The following is a 19,266-nucleotide window of genomic DNA, read 5'->3' as shown; positions in this document are numbered from 1 at the left end:
CCACGGTCAGCTCTAACCGACAGGCAGGTGGGCGTGAGCGATACTCGAATTGGCAAAAGAGGGCAGGCGTTTTTCGGCGCGATGACATCCGTGTTCGTTTTGGCATTTGCCGGCGGCGTGTCAGCTGAGACCCTCGAAAGCGCATTGGCTCGCGCTTATGGCAACAATCCGACTCTCAATGCCCAGCGCGCGAATGTCCGCGCGACGGACGAGAACGTCGCCCGGGCCAAATCCGGCTACCGCCCTCAGATCAATGCTTCGGCCGATGCCGGGCGAAGCTACACCGAATACACCCGTCCGGGTCCTGGCGAAGGGAACATCGAGCGGCTCTTCCCACGCGGTGCCGGCGTCCAGATCGACCAGAACATCTTCAACGGCTTTCGCACGAAGAATTCGGTCGAGCAGGCCGAGACCTCGGTTCTCGGCGCCCGTCAGACCCTGACGAACAACGAGCAGAACACCCTGTTCGATTCGGCCTCGGCCTACATGAACGTGCTGCGCGACACGGCGATTCTCGATCTGCAGCGCAACAACGTCGAGGTCATCGACGAGCAACTGCGCCAGACCAACGATCGCTTCAATGTGGGCGAGGTCACCCGGACCGACGTGGCGCAATCCCAGTCGCGGCTTGCCGCCTCCCGCTCGCAGGCGAGTCTGGCTGAAGCCAATCTGCGGACCAGCGTCGCCCAATACCGTCAGGTGATTGGCGTGGAGCCCAAGCAGCTCGCGCCCGGCCGCCCCCTCGACAAGCTCCTGCCTCGCAACGTGGACGGCGCATTGGCGATTGCCCTCAACGAGCACCCGGCCATCAAGGCATCGATGCATGGCGTCGACGTGGCCGAGCTTCAGGTGAAGATCGAGCAGGGCGCACTTGCGCCACAGCTCGGCGTTCGCGGCTCCGTCGCCCAGCGCTTTGACACCCAGCTTGGCGGCGACAACATCCTGTCGGGTTCGGTCGTCGCCCAGTTGACCGTGCCGATTTATGACGGCGGCGTTGCCTATGCGTCGACCCGGCAGGCCAAGGAGCAGGTCGGCCAGCGCCGCATGGAAGCGGATTCGATTCGCGATCAGGTCCGCGCCGCGGTCATCTCCTCGTTCGGCCAGCTGGAGGCAGCGCGCGCGCAGATCGTGGCGGCGCAGGCCCAGGTCGATGCGTCCGAGACGGCCCTGAACGGCGTGCGCGAGGAAGCCCGGGTCGGCCAGCGCACGACCCTCGACGTGTTGAACGCCCAGCAGGAACTTCTCAACGCCCGCGTCAATCTCATCACCGCCCAGCGCGACCGCGTGGTGGCCTCCTACGCGGTGGTCCAGGCCATGGGTCGGTTGAATTCGCGCAGCCTCGGGCTGGCGGTCAATCATTACAGCCCGCGTGTCCATTACGAACAGGTCAAGGATCTGTGGGGCGGCCTCTCGACGCCTGACGGACGCTGATGCCATTTCCGGGGCGGCGATTAACCGCGCTGCCCGGCTCTGCTTGCGTCTCTTCTCCTGCGTGAAATACTGCCATCGCTCGTTACGAGTTTGATTCTCTATCCGAGGGATCGGTCGCACGCATGAGTTCTGCGAATTCCAAGCTCCAGGAGCCGTCGATGGAGGAGATTCTTGCCTCCATCCGACGCATCATCGCGGACGATCAGGAAGTGTTGCGTGGCGCCGAGCGGGACCAGCCGCAAACAGGTGCCGTCCGGACTGTCGTGGAGAGGTCGGAGCGTCGCGCGGAGTCGACCCCGCCCCCTGAACGGCGTCCCTTCGTCGCTGATCTGTCTGAACGTCAGGTCGAATCGGTCCCTGCGAGTCCACCGGACGAGTCAGCCGATGAACTCGAGCTTGTCACCTACCACGACGAGGAGGAAGACGACCTGCCGGTCGCGCCCCGTCTGCGCGATGACGTCGATTTCGCCGGTGCCCATGGGGCCGACACGCTTCTCTCGAGCGCGGCCAACGCCTCCGTGTCCGACGCCTTCACGCGGCTCGGCTCGACTTTGATGCCGGCCCATCCCCAGACCCTCGACGACCTGATGAAGGATCTGCTTCGGCCGATGCTGAAATCCTGGCTCGACGCCCATCTGCCCGCTCTCGTCGAACGGCTGGTGCAGGCTGAAATTGAGCGGATTTCGCGCGGCCGTCTCTAACTTTCACGGCCCTCGGTTGACTTCACCCCGGCCGTCCGGTTTGTAACCGTGATGCTGGAGGCCGGAATCGACACCCGGATTGTTGACAGCCCTGTGCGGCGTGGACAGTTCCCCCTCCATTGACCCTTCGATTTCGTCCGCCATCGGCTCGATGCCGGTGGCATGCGCCGTGGCGCGCCAACCTGCCGGTACTGACCATGATGGACAAGACGTTCGATCCGAAAGCCGTCGAGACGCGCATCTCCGCCGTCTGGGAGGACAAGGAAGCGTTCAGGGCCGGCCGCCCTGATCGCAAGGACGCGGTTCCCTATGCGATCGTGATTCCGCCGCCGAATGTGACCGGCTCTCTGCATATGGGTCATGCCCTCAACAACACGATCCAGGACATCCTGTCTCGCTTCGAGCGCATGCGCGGTCGCGACGTCCTCTGGCAGCCAGGCATGGACCACGCGGGCATCGCCACGCAGATGGTCGTGGAACGCCAGCTCATGGAGCAACAGATCGATCGCCGGGCGCTCGGCCGAGACGCTTTCGTCCAGCGGGTCTGGGAGTGGAAGGAGGAATCCGGCGGCCGCATCAAGTCGCAGCTCCAGCGTCTCGGCGCATCCTGCGACTGGTCGCGGGAACGGTTCACGATGGATGAGGGCCTGTCCGCCGCGGTGCTGAAGGTCTTCGTCGATCTCTACGACCAGGGCCTGATCTACAAGGACAAACGCCTCGTCAACTGGGATCCGAAGTTCCAGACGGCGATTTCCGACCTCGAGGTGCAGCAGATCGAGGTCAAGGGCAGCCTTTGGCACATCCGCTATGCCATCGAGGGTGAGCCGGGCCGTTTCATCACGGTCGCGACGACGCGTCCCGAGACGATGCTGGGTGACGTGGCCGTCGCGGTTCATCCCGATGACGAGCGCTACAGCAACCTCGTCGGACGCCATGCGATTCTGCCGCTCGTCGGGCGCCGCATTCCGATCGTGGCCGATTCCTATTCGGACCCTGAAAAGGGAACCGGCGCGGTCAAGATCACGCCCGCCCACGACTTCAACGACTTCGAGGTCGGCCGTCGTCACAAGCTGTTGTCGATCAATATCTTGGGTCCAGAGGCTCAGATTTCGGTTGCGGGCAACGACGATTTTCTCCGCGATCTTCCGACCTCGGACAGTCTGACCGCGCTGATGGCGCTGGACGGACTTGACCGGGCCGAGGCGCGCAAACGCATCGTCGCCATGCTCGAAGAGAGCGGCGATCTCGTCTCCATCGAGCCGCACACCCATGCGGTCCCGCACGGGGACCGCTCGGGCGTCGTGATCGAGCCGTACCTCACTGACCAATGGTATGTGGACGTCAAGCCGCTGGCCGAGGTTGCCCTCGGGGCGGTGCGCAATGGCAAGACGAAATTCGTGCCCGAGAATTGGGAGAAGACCTACTTCCAGTGGCTCGAAAACATTGAGCCCTGGTGCGTCTCCCGCCAGCTCTGGTGGGGACACCAGATTCCGGCCTGGTATGACGAGGAAGGCAACCACTTCGTCGCCATGACGGAGGAGGAGGCGCACGCCAAGGCGCAGGAGAAGCACGGCCGCGCCGTCACGCTCGTCCGCGACGAGGATGTGCTCGACACTTGGTTCTCGTCGGCCCTCTGGCCATTCTCGACGCTCGGCTGGCCCGAGGATACGCCCGAGGTGAAGCGCTATTATCCGACCAACACGCTGGTCACCGGCTTCGACATCATCTTCTTCTGGGTTGCCCGGATGATGATGATGGGCCTGCATTTCATGGACGACGTGCCGTTCGACACGGTCTATATCCACGCCCTCGTCCGTGACGAGAAGGGCGCCAAGATGTCGAAGTCGAAGGGCAACGTCATCGACCCCATCGACGTCATCGACCAGTACGGCGCCGATGCGCTGCGCATGACGCTCGCGGCCATGGCCGCGCAGGGCCGGGACATCAAACTCAGCGTGCAGCGGGTCGAGGGATATCGCAACTTCGCGACCAAGATCTGGAATGCCGCCCGCTTCGCCGAGATGAACGGGTGCCAACGGGTCGCTGGCTTCGATCCGGCTGCTGTCACCGAGACGCTCAACAAATGGGCCTTGAGCGAGACCGCGAAGGCCATCAACGAGGTCGCGGCCGGCATCGAGGCCTACAAGTTCAACGAGGCGGCGCTCTCAGTGTACCGGTTCGTCTGGAACGTGTTCTGCGACTGGACCCTGGAACTGGCGAAGCCCGTTCTCCAGGGACCGGATTCCGACGCCAAGGCCGAGACGCAGAAGACGATCGCTTTCATCTTCGATGAGATCAGCAAGCTGCTGCATCCCTTCATGCCGTTCATCACCGAGGAGCTGTGGGCGATCAAAGGCGAAGACGGGCCGGAGCGGGCCTCGATCCTCGCGCTGGCGCCCTGGTCGAACCTCGATGCGTTGATCGATCCGGCCTCGGATGCCGAAATCGGCTGGGTGGTGGATCTGGTCACTGAAGTGCGCTCAGCGCGATCCGAGACGAATGTCCCGGCCGGCGCCCAGATCCCGCTCGCGCTGGTCGCGCCTTCGGCAGACGTGCAAGCCCGCGCGGCGCGCTGGGACGATACGCTGCGGCGGCTTGCCCGGCTGTCAGACATCACGGTTGTGGACAGCGCGCCCAAGAGCTCGATCCAGCTTCTCGTGCGGGGTGAGATCGCAGCGCTGCCGCTCGAAGGGGTTATCGACCTCGTGGCGGAGCGGGCGCGCCTGACCAAGGAAATCCAGAAGGTCGATGCGGACGTGGCCAAGATCGACGCCAAGCTCGGCAACGCGGATTTTCTCAAGCGGGCGCCCGACGACGTGGTCGAGGAGCAGCGCGAGCGCCGGGCCGAGTCGCTCGGCCGCAAGGTGAAGATGGAAGAGGCCCTGAGGCGATTGCAGGATGCCGGATAGGCGAGGGCCTCGCCGGCTTCTGATCGCGGCGGCGAGCCTCATCTTGGGGGTGGCTGCCGCGCTCCTTCTGTCGGCGCGTCCGGGAAACCCCACGCTCTACCCCCCGTCGCGGGACGCGACTGATATTCTGCTGGTGAGCAACGGCTATCATTCCGGGCTGGTGCTCCCGGTCTCGCGCCTGGCCGAGAATGCCGCGCGCGAAGGGATGCCCGCTGTCGCGCAACTCGCCCAGCGTTTCAGGCACTATGACTGGATCGAGATCGGCTGGGGCGATGCCGACTTTTATCGCGCGCCGACGGTCGCGTCCCTCGATTGGGGGCTCGCGTTGACGGCGCTTCTCGGCCGCGGAAGCGGGTCGGTGCTCCATGTGGTCGGGATCGAAGGAGCGCCCGAGACATTTTTTCCAGGCGCCAACCTCGTCAGGATCGCGATCTCGCCCCTGGGCTTCGATGAACTGGCCCGACATCTTTCGATGTCATTTGCGCTGAACTCCGATGGCGTGGCCGAGGCCTTGGGGCCCGGGCTCTACGGACCGAGCCTGTTCTACCGGGCCCGCGGCCACTTCAGCCTCCTGCGGGTCTGCAATCACTGGACGGCGGACCTGCTCGACGCGGCCGGGGTTCCGACAGTGCCGCTCCTGTCGGTCCTCCCGAGCGGCCTGATGGTGGACCTCAAATGGCGGTCCGGGCTTGTGCCGGTGTCGGCCGCGATCAAGTAGCTAACCTGTCACGAAGTCGATCAGCAACTTCATGTTGAGGGCGACGATCACCGCCGCGATGAATGCTGCAAGGATCGTCAGCCAGAGCGGCGAGACCATCGGCCCCATCTTAGTTTTCGACCCGGTCAGCATGACCAGCGGGATCACCGCGAATGGCAGCTGGAGGCTCAGCACGACCTGACTCATGATCAGCAATTGGGCCGTGCCGGATTCGCCATAGGCGATGGTCACGACGGCAGCCGGAACGATGGCGATGCCGCGCGTCACGAGACGCCGGAGCCAAGGCGGCAGCTTGAAGTTGATGAAACCTTCCATGACGATCTGACCCGCCATCGTGGCGGTGACCGTCGAATTCAGGCCGCAGCAGAGGAGTGCAATGCCGAAAAGGGTGGGCGCGATGGCAGCGCCCAGGAGCGGCTGCAGGAGAGTGTGCGCCTGCCCGATCTCGGCAATCTCCGTCCGCCCGGTGTGGTGGAAGGCGGCGGCGGCGAGGATCAGCAGGGACGCGTTGACCGTGAGCGCGAACATCAGCGCGATGGTCGAATCGATGGTGGCGAACCGCAACGCCTCCCGCTTCTCCGGCAGGGTGTCGCCATAGGCGCGCGTCTGAACGATGCCCGAGTGCAGATAAAGGTTATGGGGCATCACGGTCGCGCCCAGGATGCCCAGGGACAGATAGAGCATGTCTGGATTCGTCACGATATCCGTGGTCGGCGCAAAGCCGCGCAACACGTCGCCCCAGTTCGGGTCGGCAAGCGCGACCTGAAAGCCGAAACACACCGCGATGACGGCCAGCAGGGCGATCACGAAAGCCTCCACCCAGCGAAAACCCAGATTCTGCAGATAGAGGATCAGGAACACGTCCAGCGCGGTGATCATCACGCCCACTTCGAGCGGCAGCCCGAACAGCAGGTTCAGGCCGATGGCGGTACCGATCACCTCGGCAAGATCGGTGGCGCAGATGGCAAGTTCGGCCAAGGCCCACAGGACCCAGGCGACCGGTGCCGGATAAGCGTCGCGGCAGGCCTGAGCGAGGTCACGGCCGGTCGCCACGGCCAAGCGCGCGCAAAGGGCCTGGAGAATAATCGCCATGATGTTGGAGATCAGGGCGACCGAGAGCAGCGTGTAGCCGTAACGCGAGCCACCAGCGATGGATGTCGCCCAGTTGCCGGGGTCCATGTAGCCCACCGCAACGAGATAGCCGGGGCCGAAGAACGCCGCCATTCGCCGCCATTTCGATCCTGACTTCACAGCGATCGAACGGCTGACCTCCGGGAGAGAGAGGCCGGTCCGCGCCCGCCGCCAGCCGGCTTCGGGAGTTGGAGGAGAGGGGGGCAGGGTGTCCATGGACTCTTTCTGCAGTTGCGAGCTATTTGCAAAAAGGTAGACGGTCGCCGGATGGCCCGCAAGCGCTGATTTCGGCTGACGCCCGCAAAATGCCTTATTTCTTTAGGCGTCCCGCCGGGACCGGCATGGACCGTCCGAGAGCTGCCGCAGCGGATGCCAGTGCGAAAAAGAAGCTTCGGGCGTGACAAGGCGGTGCGGTTTTGCTCTAGCTGACGCATTGTCGGCCTGCGCGCTGCCTTGCCAGAGGGGCTGCTCTGCCAGAGGGAAAGACGATGCTCGAGAGCGTTCTGATCGCGAACCGCGGCGAGATCGCCTGCCGGATCATCCGCACCGCAAAGCGTCTCGGCCTGCGCACCATCGCGGTCTATTCCGAAGCGGACAAATCGGCGCTGTTTGTCGGGATGGCCGACGAGGCCTACCTGATCGGGCCAGCCCCGGCCCGCGACAGCTATCTGCGAATTGACCGGATTATCGACGTGGCTAGACGATCGGGCGCCGCCTGCATCCATCCCGGATATGGGTTCCTGTCCGAGCGGGCGGAATTCGCAGATGCCTGCGCCCAGGCCGGCATCGTGTTCGTCGGTCCACCCGCCTCCGCGATCCGCGCCATGGGCCTCAAGGACGCGGCCAAGACACTGGTGCAGCAGGCCGGAGTACCGGTGGTGCCGGGCTATCATGGCTCCAGGCAGGAGCCCGATTTCCTGCGCCAGAAAGCCTATGAGATTGGCTATCCGGTGCTCATCAAGGCGGTGGCGGGCGGCGGCGGCAAGGGCATGCGCCGCGTCGACAAAGTCAACGATTTCGATTCAGCCCTTGAGAGCGCCCAGCGCGAGGCCGCCGCCGCGTTCGGCGATCCGCGTGTGCTGGTGGAGAAATACATCCTCTCGCCGCGCCATATCGAGATTCAGGTCTTTGCCGATGGCCATGGCAACGTGGTGCATCTCTTCGAGCGCGACTGCTCGCTGCAGCGCCGGCATCAGAAGGTCATTGAGGAAGCGCCCGCGCCCGGCATGACGGAAGCCATGCGGGCCGCTATGGGCAAGGCCGCCGTGGAGGCCGCCCGCGCCGTCGGCTATGTCGGCGCCGGGACGGTCGAGTTCATTGCGGACGGCCGCGAGGGGCTGCGGCCCGACCGGTTCTTCTTCATGGAGATGAACACCCGCCTGCAGGTGGAGCACCCGGTCACCGAGGCGATCACCGGCCTCGACCTCGTGGAGCTGCAGTTTCGGGCGGCGGCCGGCGAAACGCTTCCCTTCACGCAGGCCGATCTCACGATCGACGGGCACGCGGTCGAGGCGCGGCTCTATGCGGAGGACCCGGAGCGGGACTTCCTGCCGTCGACCGGCAAGCTCTGGGCGCTGGACTTTCCGAGCGAGGAGGGGATCCGTGTGGACACCGGTGTCAGGGCCGGCGACGCCGTGACGCCCCACTACGATCCCATGATTGCGAAAATCATCGCCCACGGGCGGAACCGCGAGGAAGCGCTCGACAAACTCGCGACCGCCCTCGGCGACACGGTCGTAGCGGGGCCGAAAACCAATGTCGCATTCCTGAAAAAACTGTGTGACGCGGAGGCGTTCCGACAAGCGCGGTTCGACACCGGTTTCATCGACGCTCATATCGCGGCGCTGGGTGCCGTCCCGCAGGAGATGGATGCCGAGGCCGTTCGCTTCGGCGCTCTCAGCCTGATCGATCGGGAATTCCGTGCACGAAACTATTCGGCGACGCTGAACGGCCCGGAGGATTCTCCGTGGGACAATCAGGATGGCTTCCAACTCGGCCAAAGGCGTCGGCAGTTGCTCCCCCTCACGATTGGTGATGAGCGCGTGGAGGTTGCTCTGGAATGGCCTGACCCGAGCAGCGCCTATGCCAACATCAACGTCACCGCATCCTGGGGCGGAGCCTCGTCTTCCATGCTCGACGATTTCCTCCCTGGCGGCGGGCCCCGGATCGTCGACACCGATGACGGCGTGATCGTGGTGAGGGAAGGCCGCCAGACCCGGATCACGCCCTACGATCCTTTCACGGTCGACCTCGATCATCTCGATGGCGGCGACACCGTGAAAGCACCGATGCACGGCAAGGTCATCGCGCTCTTCGTCAAGGCCGGCGACCGGGTTCATAAAGGGCAGCGCCTTGCGGTCGTGGAGGCCATGAAGATGGAGCACGCCCTCATGGCGCCTGCTGACGGAGTGGTGGCCGAAGTGGCAGCCGAAGAGGGCGCGCAGGTGGCCGAGGGCGCCCGGCTGATCGTCCTGACGACGGAATCCTGAGATGCGGCGGAACGCCCCGTTCTCGTCACCGCTCACGCGTGGTTGATGGCCCCATGTCACTGCATCTGATCAAACTCTGCGTAGGCTGCGATTCTATCGCCGACCTTGAAGGCTGGATCGAGGAGAACCGGGCCCACCATGCACGGCTCGGCCGCCCCTTTGACCAGACGCACACGACACGCATGATGCCCAAGCGCGGCGACGAGCTGCTGGATGGCGGTTCTCTCTTCTGGGTCATTCGGGGGCAGGTTGCCTGCCGTCAGGGATTGCTGGCGATCACACCCTTCACCGATGCCGGCGGAATCGGCAGGTGTCGCTTGTCGCTCGATCAAACCATCGTACCGGTGGAGCCCCGGCCGTATCGTCCGTTTCAGGGCTGGCGCTATCTGACCGCCACCGACGCGCCACGCGATCTTGACATGTCGGCCGGCGATCTCTCCAAGATGCCTGAGGACATGCGGCGCGAGCTCGCCGAAATGGGATTGCTGTGATGCGCCTCGCCACGGGACTAGTGACCCTGATTCTTCTCAGCGCCGGCGCGGCCCAAGCGGCAGGCGCGAAGGATTGCCGCGCTCCGCACCTCCCCGGCAAGGTGCCGATCCGGACAGCCGCTGATTGCGATATTCCCGCCGGAAAGCCGGTGGCTGAGCAGGGGCGTCTGAAGCAGGAGAACGGCTTCATCGATCTCGGCAACGGAACGCAGGTCCGTGTCGGCGGCCGTGTGCGGGTGGATGCTGGCGTCCAGCGTTAGTCCTTTTTGGCCGCCTGCCTGAGGGAACTCCCGTGTCAAAACTCGCATTGGCTTGCACTTGGTGGAGTGGAGGTCACGATGGTTTTCTCAACATGTGAAGGCTGGGATTGGAGCTACGACGTGTGCGAGCACGCCGATGGCTATCTCGTCCAGATGCGTGACCTCATCTCGGGCGATGTGGACGAGGACTTCTCGACGATCTTTCGCACGCTCCCGGTGGCGTTTGCCTACGCGGAGATGTCGGCGGCCTATGAACGCTTCACCGCCGCTGGGAGCGATTTCGCCGACAATGCGGAGACAGGCCGTGAAGTCGCCCTGGCCGAGCAGCACTTTGTCGATATCAGCGATCGTCTCAGGGACACCGGCACGCAGGGTCCGATCTCCTTAACGTGGGATCACCCCGTTACCGTCGCGGCGCCGCATCTGCTGCATTAGACGCTCCTCCGGCCCCCCTCGCGTTGCGCTTCCCCGGGCTACGCCAGAGGCATCCACCATCAGACCGCGATGTTGTCGATCAGACGCGTGGTGTTCAGCCGCGCGGCAACCAGGAGGTGAAGTGCGCGTTCCGGGTCTTCCGTCGGCATCAGGGTTTCCGCGTCGCGCGCTTCGAAGTAGTCGACGTGGAAATCGGCCTTTGACAGTACGGCGAAGCCTGCTTCCATGACAGATGCCGGCGTATCGCCCGCCCTGATGCCCTCGGCGCAGGATCGCAGCGTCTGGTAGATGATCGCAGCGTGCTCGCGCTCTTCCTCATCGAGGTAGCGGTTCCGCGAGGAGAGGGCGAGGCCGCTCGGCGCGCGGATCGTCGGGCCCGCCAGCAGCTCCACCGGCATGTGCAGATCCTGAACCATCTGAACGAGGACCCGGAATTGCTGGTAATCCTTCTCGCCGAACAGCGCCACATCGGGCTGGACCTGGTGGAAGAGCTTCGCCACCACGGTGGCAACGCCCTCGAAATGCGTCGGGCGGAAGCGGTCCTCCAGACGGACGGTCGCCGGACCTGCCACCTGGATCCGCGTGCTGTCGCCGGGGCGATACATTTCCTCGACCGGGGGTGAAAAGATCAGATCCGCGAGCCCGCTGAGAGCCTGCCGGTCGGCCTCGAAGGGACGCGGGTATTTGGCAAGGTCCTCGGTCGGCGCGAATTGGGTCGGGTTGACGAAAATCGAGACGACAACCTTGTCGGCATGAGCTTTCGCTAGCCGGACGAGGGAGACGTGGCCCTCGTGAAGAGCCCCCATGGTCGGCACGAGCGCGATGCGCTGACCAGCGCCCCGCCATCCGCCGACACTCTCTCGCAGGGTCACGACCCGATCGACGACTTGTGTGGCGGACATCGCTTACCCCTTGCGGTATGGGGGTCGAATTGTCGCGATAGGGCCCGGTCCGGCGAGATGATCCCGTCGGCCTGCCCTGCGATCCGACCCGAAAGCGCTCTAGCAGAGCACGGGGGGACTAGGCAATTGTCATGCGCGGGCTCATTTACAAGCGGCTCGTGCTTGCCCCACATGACGAGCGGGAAACGAAAAACATGATGCTTCTCTACGGACTCGCAGCCCTTGGCGTCGTCTGGTGGCTTTCGAAGGTCTTCGTTCGCACCGATACCAAAGCGGTTGCCAAGGCGGTCAAGATTGTGGGCGGGGTGCTTGCGCTGGGTGCGGCGGCGCTGCTCGGCATGAAGGGACGCATCGACATGGCGCTGCTGCTGGGCGGTTTCGGCGCATGGGCGCTGGGGTGGAGCGGCATGAACCTCTCGCTCCCCTGGCGCCGCAGCAAGCCCGAGGATCTCGCGCGGTTTCGATCGGCCATGATCGAGATGGAAGTCGACCGGCGCTCAGGCGCGATCTCCGGCGCCGTGCTGGCGGGCGGGTTCACAGGTCGAAGGCTTGGCGACCTCGACCAGCAATCGCTGCAGGCGCTATATGGGGAGTGCCGTTCCCTCGATGCCGAGGGCGCAGCCCTCCTAGAGGCTTATTTCGACCGCCGGTTTCCCGGCTGGCGTGAATACGCTCAGGGCAATGGCGACACGCGGGCGCGACCGCAGCCGGGCGCGATGTCGAAAGAGGAAGCCTACCAGGTCCTGGGGCTTCAGCCGGGCGCGAGCCTCGATGAGATCCGAGAATCGTATCGGCGGCTGATGAAGAAACTCCATCCCGACCAGGGGGGGACGGCGCATCTCGCGGCCCGGGTCAACCAGGCCAGAGAAGTCTTGTTGAGCCGACATCGCTGATACTCCACACGCGATCCCGAAGGAAGAACGTCCCCCCGCTGGCACACACACACGCGCCAGCGGGGTCGCTAATTTTTACGCCCGCGAAGCGAAGCAGGCGAAACCGCTCTTCTTCAACGTCTTGCAGGCGTTCTGCGCCGCATCGGGCTCCTCGAAACCGGAGAACCGGGCGCGATACAGAGTATTGCCGCCAACCGTTACCTTTTCGGTAAAGGGCGAGGCCTTGGGCAGGATCTTACCGGCGCGGTCGAGCACCGCCTTGGCCTTTTCCTCGTCGTCGGTTGCGCCGAGCTGGATCACCCAGCCCGAGACGGTCTGGCGGGCAGACGGCTTGGCCGTCTCAGGCTCTGCCTTCGCCGTATCCACGCGAGCCTTGGACACCTCGACCTTGTCGACGGACGCGGTCTTGATGGCGTTCACCGGAGTCGGCGGCGTTGCCGGAACCCGGGGTTCGATCTTGGCCGCAAGCGCCAGCTTCTGCGTCTCTGAAATTTCGTCGGCTTCCTGCAAGGCTGCGTAAGCCTGGGCGTTGAGGGGCAGGGGCTGCGCCCCCTTCTGCCAACGAACGCCGGACGAGGACGGGGTCGTGGTGCCGCTGGCGCCCGTGGCCGATGCGACCACCGGACGTAGCGTGTTGAGATCGAGAGCCTTGCGGGCGGGCGCCGCCGGCGGCGCGACGGCCACGGGTTCGGGTGCCGGAGCGGCCTGGACCGGGATGGTGGCGGAAGGCGACGCATCGGCAACCATCACCTCGCGGGCACCGCCCTCGCCAACTGGCGGAGCGACGCGGGCTCCCGCATATGCGCGGGGGAGATTGGAGCCGATGAGGGCTGCCATCGTGTTGTCGCGGGAGGCGGCGGAGCGACCGCCCAACACCACGGCGACCACATGGCGGTTGTCGGTCTTGACGTTGGTCAGGATGTTGAAGCCGGAGGCACCGATAAAGCCGGTCTTGATGCCGTCAACGCCCTCGATGCGGCCGAGAAGCCGGTTGTGGTTGCGGATGCTGCTACCGGCGAAGTTGAACACGCGGGTGTTGAAGTAGGTGTAGTATTTCGGAAAGCGGTCCTGAATGGCACGGCCGAGGACAGACAGGTCGCGGGCCGTGGTGACCTGCTCCGGATCCGGGAGGCCCGAGGCATTGCGGTAGATTGTCCGCGACATGCCGAGCTGGCGCGCCTTGCGGGTCATCTGCTCTGCGAACGCGTCTTCGGAGCCGGCGATGTTCTCGGCGACGACCACGGCGATGTCGTTGGCGGATTTGGTGACGAGCGCGAGGATGGCGTCCTCGACCTCGATGGTGCGACCCGCAGGCAGGCCCAACTTGGAGGGCGACTGACGGGCGGCGTAGGCCGAGATCTGCAACGGCGTGTTCAGCCGGACCTTGCCGGCCTCGAGCTGTTCGAACAGCAGGTAGAGGGTCATGACCTTGGTGATCGACGCCGGATGGCGCTGAGCGTCGGCATTCTCCGATTCCAGCACCTTGCCGGTTTTGGCATCGACGACGATGGAGGCCGTCGGCGGATTGTAACCGCCGCCCGCCTTCTTGCGGCGCGCAGCGTCCGCGGGCGAGGCCATCGCGATGACGAGCGACACGGCTGTCACCCCGACAAGAGCCAGTGTCCTTCGACGTCCGACCCAAAGGCTTATCGAGTTCATCCTGTAACGGTCCCTGCTTATCATGGTCTCAGGCCCCAGCCGGCCGCCCCTTATTGGGGATCGTTGCCGGCACAACACAGTGATGGAAGTTACGGGGACGCGGTTACGGGCGGGTTAACGCGGCGGAAATTAGAGGCGGGGAAATGCTGCACTGCACAAATTTCTTGACAATTATTGTGCACTGCACATTATGCGTCAACGGTGAATTTGACACGTTTTAGCCCCCACACTCCGAACCCTAGAGGTCTCCCATGATCCCGTCTTTCGACCAGTTTCAGAAGTATGGCCAGGAAAACATGGAAGCCGCCCTGCAGGCGGTTGGCACTTTCTCCAAGGGTGCCCAGGCGATCGCGACTGAGTCAAGCGACTTTGCACGCAAGGCTTTCGAGCGCAACTCCTCGGCCATAGAGCAGCTGACCGGCGCCCGCACCATCGAGAAAGCGGTCGAAATCCAGACTGAGTACGTGAAAAGCGCCTACGAGGGCATGATCAGCCAGTCGACGAAGCTCGGCGAGCTTTACTCGTCCTTCGCGACCGAAGCCCTCAAGCCCGTCCAGGGCCTCTATGCGAAATTCACCGCAGCCTGAACGGACAGGCCGCCTGGCCCTTCGGGTTGGGTCCATGTTTGAACCGATTGATCGCCCGGCTTCGTGCCGGGCGATTTTCGTTGTGGAAGGCTCGCTCGGCGGCCGGTCGAAAATGTCGCGCTTTCCGCGAACCGTGCGACCACCCACCTTGTTGATCTAGCGAAGCAGGTGGAGCGACTATACATTTGCAGGAGCGACGTCGTCGCGAACAACGCTGCAGGTCATCTGCGAGGGGCCGTTTTGAATATGATGCTGCGGATAGGTGAGGGCAATTCCGCTAGAGGTGAAAGCGTCCCAACCATGGGTGCCGGGTCTCAACCACCCGGCGGCGATGACGGAGGCCGTTCGGGAACGGCCATCGTCACGAAACCGAAGCCTAGGACCAAGCGGCCCAACCTCTACCGTGTTTTGCTGCTGAACGACGATTACACCCCGATGGAGTTCGTGGTGCATGTGCTGGAGCGGTTTTTCAACAAGGACCGCGAGGGTGCGACCCGCATCATGATGCATGTCCACCAGAACGGCGTCGGGGAATGTGGAGTATTTACTTACGAAGTGGCGGAAACGAAAGTGACGCAGGTGATGGATTTCGCCCGTAAACACCAGCACCCGCTGCAATGTGTAATGGAAAAGAATTAGCAGAGACGCCGTCTCATTAAGGACAAGCCGTTGCCGAGCTTTTCTCGCAGTCTGGAACAAGCCTTACACCGCGCCCTTGCCATCGCAGGGGAGCGCCGTCACGAATACGCGACCCTCGAGCATCTCTTGCTGTCGCTGGTCGACGATCAGGATGCGGCAGCCGTCATGCGCGCCTGCAACGTCGATGTGGACCTGCTGCGCCGGAATCTGGTCGAATATGTCGATGGCGAGTTGGCCAATCTCGTGTCGGACGGAAGGCAGGATTCCAAGCCGACCGCAGGCTTCCAGCGGGTTATTCAACGGGCCGTCATTCACGTCCAGTCGTCCGGTCGCGATGAAGTGACCGGGGCCAATGTGCTCGTGGCGATCTTTGCCGAGCGCGAGAGTCATGCGGCCTATTTCCTGCAGGAGCAGGACATGACCCGCTATGACGCGGTCAACTATATCAGCCACGGCATCGCCAAGCGTCCCGGCCTGACCGAAGGCCGTGCGCCGCGCGGCACCGAGGAGGAGAGCAACGAACGCCCGGCGTCCGACGAAACCGAAGCGCGTCCGAAGAAAAAGGGTGACGCTCTCGACAGTTACTGCGTCAACCTCAACAAGAAGGCGAAGGACGGCAAGATCGATCCGCTGATTGGCCGCGAGACGGAGGTGCAGCGCACCATCCAGGTTCTCTGCCGCCGCCAGAAGAATAATCCGCTGCTCGTCGGCGATCCGGGCGTCGGCAAGACCGCCATCGCGGAAGGGCTTGCGCGCAAGATCATCAAGGGCGAAGTGCCCGAGGTTCTGCGAGACGCTACCGTCTTCGCCCTCGACATGGGGACGCTCCTGGCCGGGACCCGCTATCGCGGCGATTTCGAAGAGCGCCTGAAGCAGGTGATGAAGGAAATCGAGGCGCATCCCAACGCCATCATGTTCATCGACGAAATCCACACGGTGATCGGCGCGGGCGCCACGTCAGGCGGCGCGATGGATGCATCCAACCTGCTCAAGCCCGCTTTGGCACAGGGCACCCTGCGTTGCATCGGCTCGACCACCTACAAGGAATACCGCCAGTATTTCGAGAAGGATCGGGCGCTGGTGCGGCGCTTCCAGAAGATCGACGTCAACGAGCCGTCGGTGCCGGACACCATTGAGATCGTGAAGGGCCTGAAGCCCTATTTCGAGGAGTTCCACAAGCTCCGCTACACGAACGAGGCTGTCAGGGCCGCAGTCGAGTTGTCGGCGCGCTACATCAACGACCGCAAGCTCCCCGACAAGGCGATCGACGTCATTGACGAGACCGGTGCGTCGCAGATGCTGCTGCCGGAGAACCGCCGCAAGAAGACCATCGGCGTCAAGGAGATCGAGGCCACCATTGCCACCATGGCGCGGATCCCGCCCAAGACGGTGTCGAAGGACGATGCCGAGGTGCTCGCCCACCTGAAGGAGACCCTGAAGCGGGTCGTCTACGGGCAGGACAAGGCCATCGACGCCCTGACGTCGGCGATCAAGCTTGCTCGCGCAGGCCTGCGCGATTCGGACAAGCCGATCGGCTCCTACCTTTTTGCCGGCCCCACGGGCGTCGGCAAGACCGAGGTCGCCAAGCAACTGGCCGTGTCGCTCGGGGTCGAATTGCTGCGCTTCGACATGTCGGAATACATGGAACGGCACACCGTCAGCCGACTGATCGGCGCGCCTCCCGGTTATGTGGGCTTCGATCAGGGCGGGCTGTTGACCGACGGCATCGACCAGCATCCGCATTGCGTGCTGCTGCTCGATGAGATTGAGAAGGCCCACCCGGACCTGTTCAACATTCTGCTGCAGGTCATGGACCACGGCAAATTGACCGATCACAACGGCAAGCAGGTCGATTTCCGCAACGTGATCATCATCATGACCACGAATGCGGGCGCGGCCGACATGGCCCGGCCGGCCTACGGCTTCACCCGCTCCAAGCGGGAGGGCGACGATACGGATGCGGTCAACAAGCTGTTCGCGCCGGAATTCCGCAACCGCCTCGACTCCATCATCTCCTTCGGCCATCTGCCGAAGGAAGTCGTCCAGAAGGTGGTCGACAAGTTCGTCATGCAGCTCGAGCTGCAGCTTGCCGACCGTCATGTGACGATCGAACTGACGGAAGAGGCGCGCGACTGGTTGGTCGAGCACGGGTACGACGAGGCGATGGGCGCGAGGCCCATGGCGCGCCTGATCCAGATGAGCATCAAGACTCAGCTGGCAGACGACGTGCTCTTTGGTCGCCTCAAGGATGGCGGCGCGGTTCGCGTGATCGTCAAGACCGACGATATCGGGCTGAAAACGCTCGATTTCGAGTATCCGGAGGGGCCCGCGAAGCCAAAGCCCGAAAAGGTGGTGGCCAAGCGCAAGCCGCGCGCGCGGTCCGCGACTGCCAGCAAGGCAAAAAAAGCAGTGAAACCGAAGAGCTCGGGTGGTACGAGCGGCGGAGGCATCCGCACCGTCCCGAAGGTTCCGCTGGTTAAGGCATGACGACTGAACTGCATGAAGGCCCTCTCGAGGCTTCCCCGACCATCGCGCCGGCGAAGGCGTCCTGGCGCGAACAACGCCGGAACCGCCGTCGCCGGCGCGTGTGGTTCGAGGAAATTCTGGGGTGGATCCTCGTTCCTGCCATCCTGATCGGGAGCTACTGGGTCGTCGAAGGGGTGCTCGGCGCGGTCGGCACGTCGTTCTCCGCGATCTTCAGCGGCCTGACCACGATCACCTCGAACTTCTGAGGGATTTGGCCCCTATTCCTCGTCCGTGCGCGGGTCGTGCGGGCGCCGGAAGGGGGTTGCGTTCGACAATTCCTCGACGGCCTCCGACACGTAGCGTCGCTCGTCCTCGAGATAATCCGCCACTGCTCGCCGCAAGGCCGGATCGGGCAGGTCGTGCGCCGACGAGGTGATCACCGGTCGGTATCCCCGCGCCAGCTTATGTTCCCCTTGGGCGCCTGCCTCGACGCGCTGCAGGCCGCGCGCAATGGCAAAATCCATCGCCTGATAATAGCAGACCTCGAAATGCAGGAACGGGTGATCCTCGATGCAGCCCCAGTTTCGTCCGAAGAGCCGCGACTGCCCGATGAAATTGATGGCGCCTGCGATGTAGCGGCCTTCGCGTTTGGCCATCACCAGAAGGATGCGGTCGCTCATGCGCTCGCCGATGAGCGAGAAGAACTGGCGGTTGAGATAGGGCCGCCCCCATTTGCGCGACCCGGTATCCAGGTAGAACGCGTAGAAGGCATCCCAATGGCTTTCGGTGATGGCAGAGCCCGTCAGCCACTCCACCGTGATCCCGTTCGCCAGGGCGTCCCGGCGCTCCCGGCGGATCGCTTTGCGTTTGCGAGAGGAGAGGGCTGCGAGAAACCCCTCGAATGTCTCGTAGCCTTCGTTGAACCAGTGGAATTGCTGATCGTCCCGGCGCAGGAAGCCGTTGGCGGTCAAAAGGGCGAGGTCGGACGGCTGCAGGAATGTGGCGTGGATCGATGACGCCCCGGTTTTCTCCCGGACGGCCCGCAAGCCCGCAATGAGTTGGCGTCTGATCTCCTCGGCGCGTGGGCCTTCCTGGACCAGCAGCCTGGGGCCGGTTGCCGGCGTGAATGGAACGGTGACCTGAAGTTTGGGATAGTAGCGCCCACCCGCGCGCTGGTAGGCGTCGGCCCATGAGTGGTCGAACACGTATTCGCCCATGGAATGGGATTTGAGGTAGCAGGGCGCCGCCCCCAACAAGGTCCCGGCGGCGTCCTCCACGAGCACGTGCCGCGGCGCCCAGCCGGTCTTGGCCGAAACGCAGCCGGAATCTTCCAGAGCCGACAGGAAGGCATAGGACACGAAGGGGTTTTGCGTATCCTCGTCGGTCTCAGCCCCAATCTGGCCGCGCGCACAGGAATCCCACGAACCGGCCGAAACCGGTCCGAGACCCTGGGTCATTTTTACCTGAAGTGTCACTGGGACGCGGGATCTCGCCGTTGCTCCCTATAGGTAGGGCGACGGCGGGATCCTGGCAACGGCGCAGGTTTTGGGAAAGC

Annotated in this window: 17 protein-coding genes; 13 read left to right on the top strand and 4 right to left on the bottom strand. The window is 63.9% G+C overall.

The window, feature by feature from the left end; all coding sequences use genetic code 11:
• Positions 1-81: 81 nt before the first annotated feature.
• From J4G32_RS01415 to J4G32_RS01400, 4 genes are all read left to right on the top strand, one after another.
• On the top strand, positions 82-1,431 hold the full coding sequence (locus J4G32_RS01415) for a TolC family outer membrane protein (protein WP_210483334.1): 1,350 nt from the start codon (positions 82-84) through the stop codon (positions 1,429-1,431).
• Between the two features lie 158 nt (positions 1,432-1,589).
• Complete coding sequence (locus J4G32_RS01410; RefSeq protein WP_246504721.1) at positions 1,590-2,132, top strand: PopZ family protein; 543 nt, start codon at positions 1,590-1,592, stop codon at positions 2,130-2,132.
• A 197-nt stretch (positions 2,133-2,329) separates the two neighbouring features.
• Complete coding sequence (locus tag J4G32_RS01405; RefSeq protein WP_210483330.1) at positions 2,330-5,041, top strand: valine--tRNA ligase; 2,712 nt, start codon at positions 2,330-2,332, stop codon at positions 5,039-5,041.
• Positions 5,031-5,759, top strand: a complete 729-nt coding sequence (locus tag J4G32_RS01400) for a DUF2459 domain-containing protein (RefSeq protein ID WP_210483322.1) — start codon at positions 5,031-5,033, stop codon at positions 5,757-5,759. Before J4G32_RS01405 ends, J4G32_RS01400 begins: the two co-directional genes overlap by 11 nt.
• Here the strand turns inward: J4G32_RS01400 and J4G32_RS01395 are convergent, their stop codons facing one another.
• On the bottom strand, positions 5,760-7,106 hold the full coding sequence (locus J4G32_RS01395; RefSeq protein WP_210483320.1) for an Nramp family divalent metal transporter: 1,347 nt from the start codon (positions 7,104-7,106) through the stop codon (positions 5,760-5,762).
• Positions 7,107-7,378: 272 nt separating this feature from the next.
• On the opposite strand from J4G32_RS01395, the gene J4G32_RS22150 reads away from it, so the two are divergent.
• From J4G32_RS22150 to J4G32_RS01375, 4 genes are all read left to right on the top strand, one after another.
• Positions 7,379-9,379, top strand: coding sequence for an acetyl/propionyl/methylcrotonyl-CoA carboxylase subunit alpha (locus J4G32_RS22150; RefSeq protein ID WP_210483318.1), 2,001 nt, complete (start codon positions 7,379-7,381; stop codon positions 9,377-9,379).
• Positions 9,380-9,432: 53 nt separating this feature from the next.
• Positions 9,433-9,870 (top strand): DUF1489 family protein, encoded by a 438-nt coding sequence (locus tag J4G32_RS01385; RefSeq protein ID WP_210483316.1) that lies wholly within the window; start codon positions 9,433-9,435, stop codon positions 9,868-9,870.
• Complete coding sequence (locus tag J4G32_RS01380) at positions 9,870-10,130, top strand: hypothetical protein (RefSeq protein ID WP_210483314.1); 261 nt, start codon at positions 9,870-9,872, stop codon at positions 10,128-10,130. Before J4G32_RS01385 ends, J4G32_RS01380 begins: the two co-directional genes overlap by 1 nt.
• 78 nt (positions 10,131-10,208) lie before the next feature.
• Positions 10,209-10,565, top strand: coding sequence for a hypothetical protein (locus J4G32_RS01375; RefSeq protein WP_210483312.1), 357 nt, complete (start codon positions 10,209-10,211; stop codon positions 10,563-10,565).
• 59 nt (positions 10,566-10,624) lie between these two features.
• Here J4G32_RS01375 and panC read toward each other — a convergent pair whose 3' ends face one another.
• Positions 10,625-11,467 (bottom strand): pantoate--beta-alanine ligase, encoded by an 843-nt coding sequence (gene panC, locus J4G32_RS01370; protein WP_210483310.1) that lies wholly within the window; start codon positions 11,465-11,467, stop codon positions 10,625-10,627.
• Between the two features lie 131 nt (positions 11,468-11,598).
• Here panC and J4G32_RS21915 point away from each other — a divergent pair, with 131 nt between their 5' ends.
• Entirely contained in the window at positions 11,599-12,360 is a 762-nt protein-coding gene (locus J4G32_RS21915; RefSeq protein WP_281413494.1) for a J domain-containing protein, read from the top strand.
• Positions 12,361-12,435: 75 nt separating this feature from the next.
• Here J4G32_RS21915 and J4G32_RS01360 read toward each other — a convergent pair whose 3' ends face one another.
• Positions 12,436-13,956, bottom strand: coding sequence for an SPOR domain-containing protein (locus tag J4G32_RS01360; RefSeq protein WP_425515485.1), 1,521 nt, complete (start codon positions 13,954-13,956; stop codon positions 12,436-12,438).
• A 314-nt stretch (positions 13,957-14,270) separates the two neighbouring features.
• Here J4G32_RS01360 and J4G32_RS01355 point away from each other — a divergent pair, with 314 nt between their 5' ends.
• From J4G32_RS01355 to J4G32_RS01340, 4 genes are all read left to right on the top strand, one after another.
• Positions 14,271-14,606, top strand: a complete 336-nt coding sequence (locus tag J4G32_RS01355) for a phasin family protein (protein WP_210483306.1) — start codon at positions 14,271-14,273, stop codon at positions 14,604-14,606.
• A 300-nt stretch (positions 14,607-14,906) separates the two neighbouring features.
• Positions 14,907-15,245 carry an ATP-dependent Clp protease adapter ClpS gene (gene clpS / locus J4G32_RS01350; RefSeq protein ID WP_210483304.1) on the top strand — a complete coding sequence of 113 codons (339 nt, stop codon included), beginning with the start codon at positions 14,907-14,909 and terminating at the stop codon, positions 15,243-15,245.
• 30 nt (positions 15,246-15,275) lie between these two features.
• Positions 15,276-17,732: an ATP-dependent Clp protease ATP-binding subunit ClpA gene (gene clpA / locus J4G32_RS01345; protein WP_210483302.1), complete on the top strand. Its 2,457-nt coding sequence runs from the start codon at positions 15,276-15,278 to the stop codon at positions 17,730-17,732.
• Entirely contained in the window at positions 17,729-17,977 is a 249-nt protein-coding gene (locus J4G32_RS01340) for a hypothetical protein (protein WP_210483300.1), read from the top strand. Before clpA ends, J4G32_RS01340 begins: the two co-directional genes overlap by 4 nt.
• Before the next feature lie 12 nt (positions 17,978-17,989).
• Here the strand turns inward: J4G32_RS01340 and J4G32_RS01335 are convergent, their stop codons facing one another.
• The gene (locus J4G32_RS01335) at positions 17,990-19,168 is read right to left on the bottom strand and encodes a GNAT family N-acetyltransferase (RefSeq protein ID WP_210483298.1); all 1,179 of its coding nucleotides are present in this window, start codon (positions 19,166-19,168) and stop codon (positions 17,990-17,992) included.
• Positions 19,169-19,266 lie beyond the last annotated feature (98 nt).

The organism is Microvirga antarctica (genome assembly GCF_017921815.1).
Lineage (GTDB): Bacteria > Pseudomonadota > Alphaproteobacteria > Rhizobiales > Beijerinckiaceae > Microvirga > Microvirga antarctica.
Note: the sequence above shows the minus strand (reverse complement) of the source record. Positions and strands in the feature narration are given on the sequence as shown.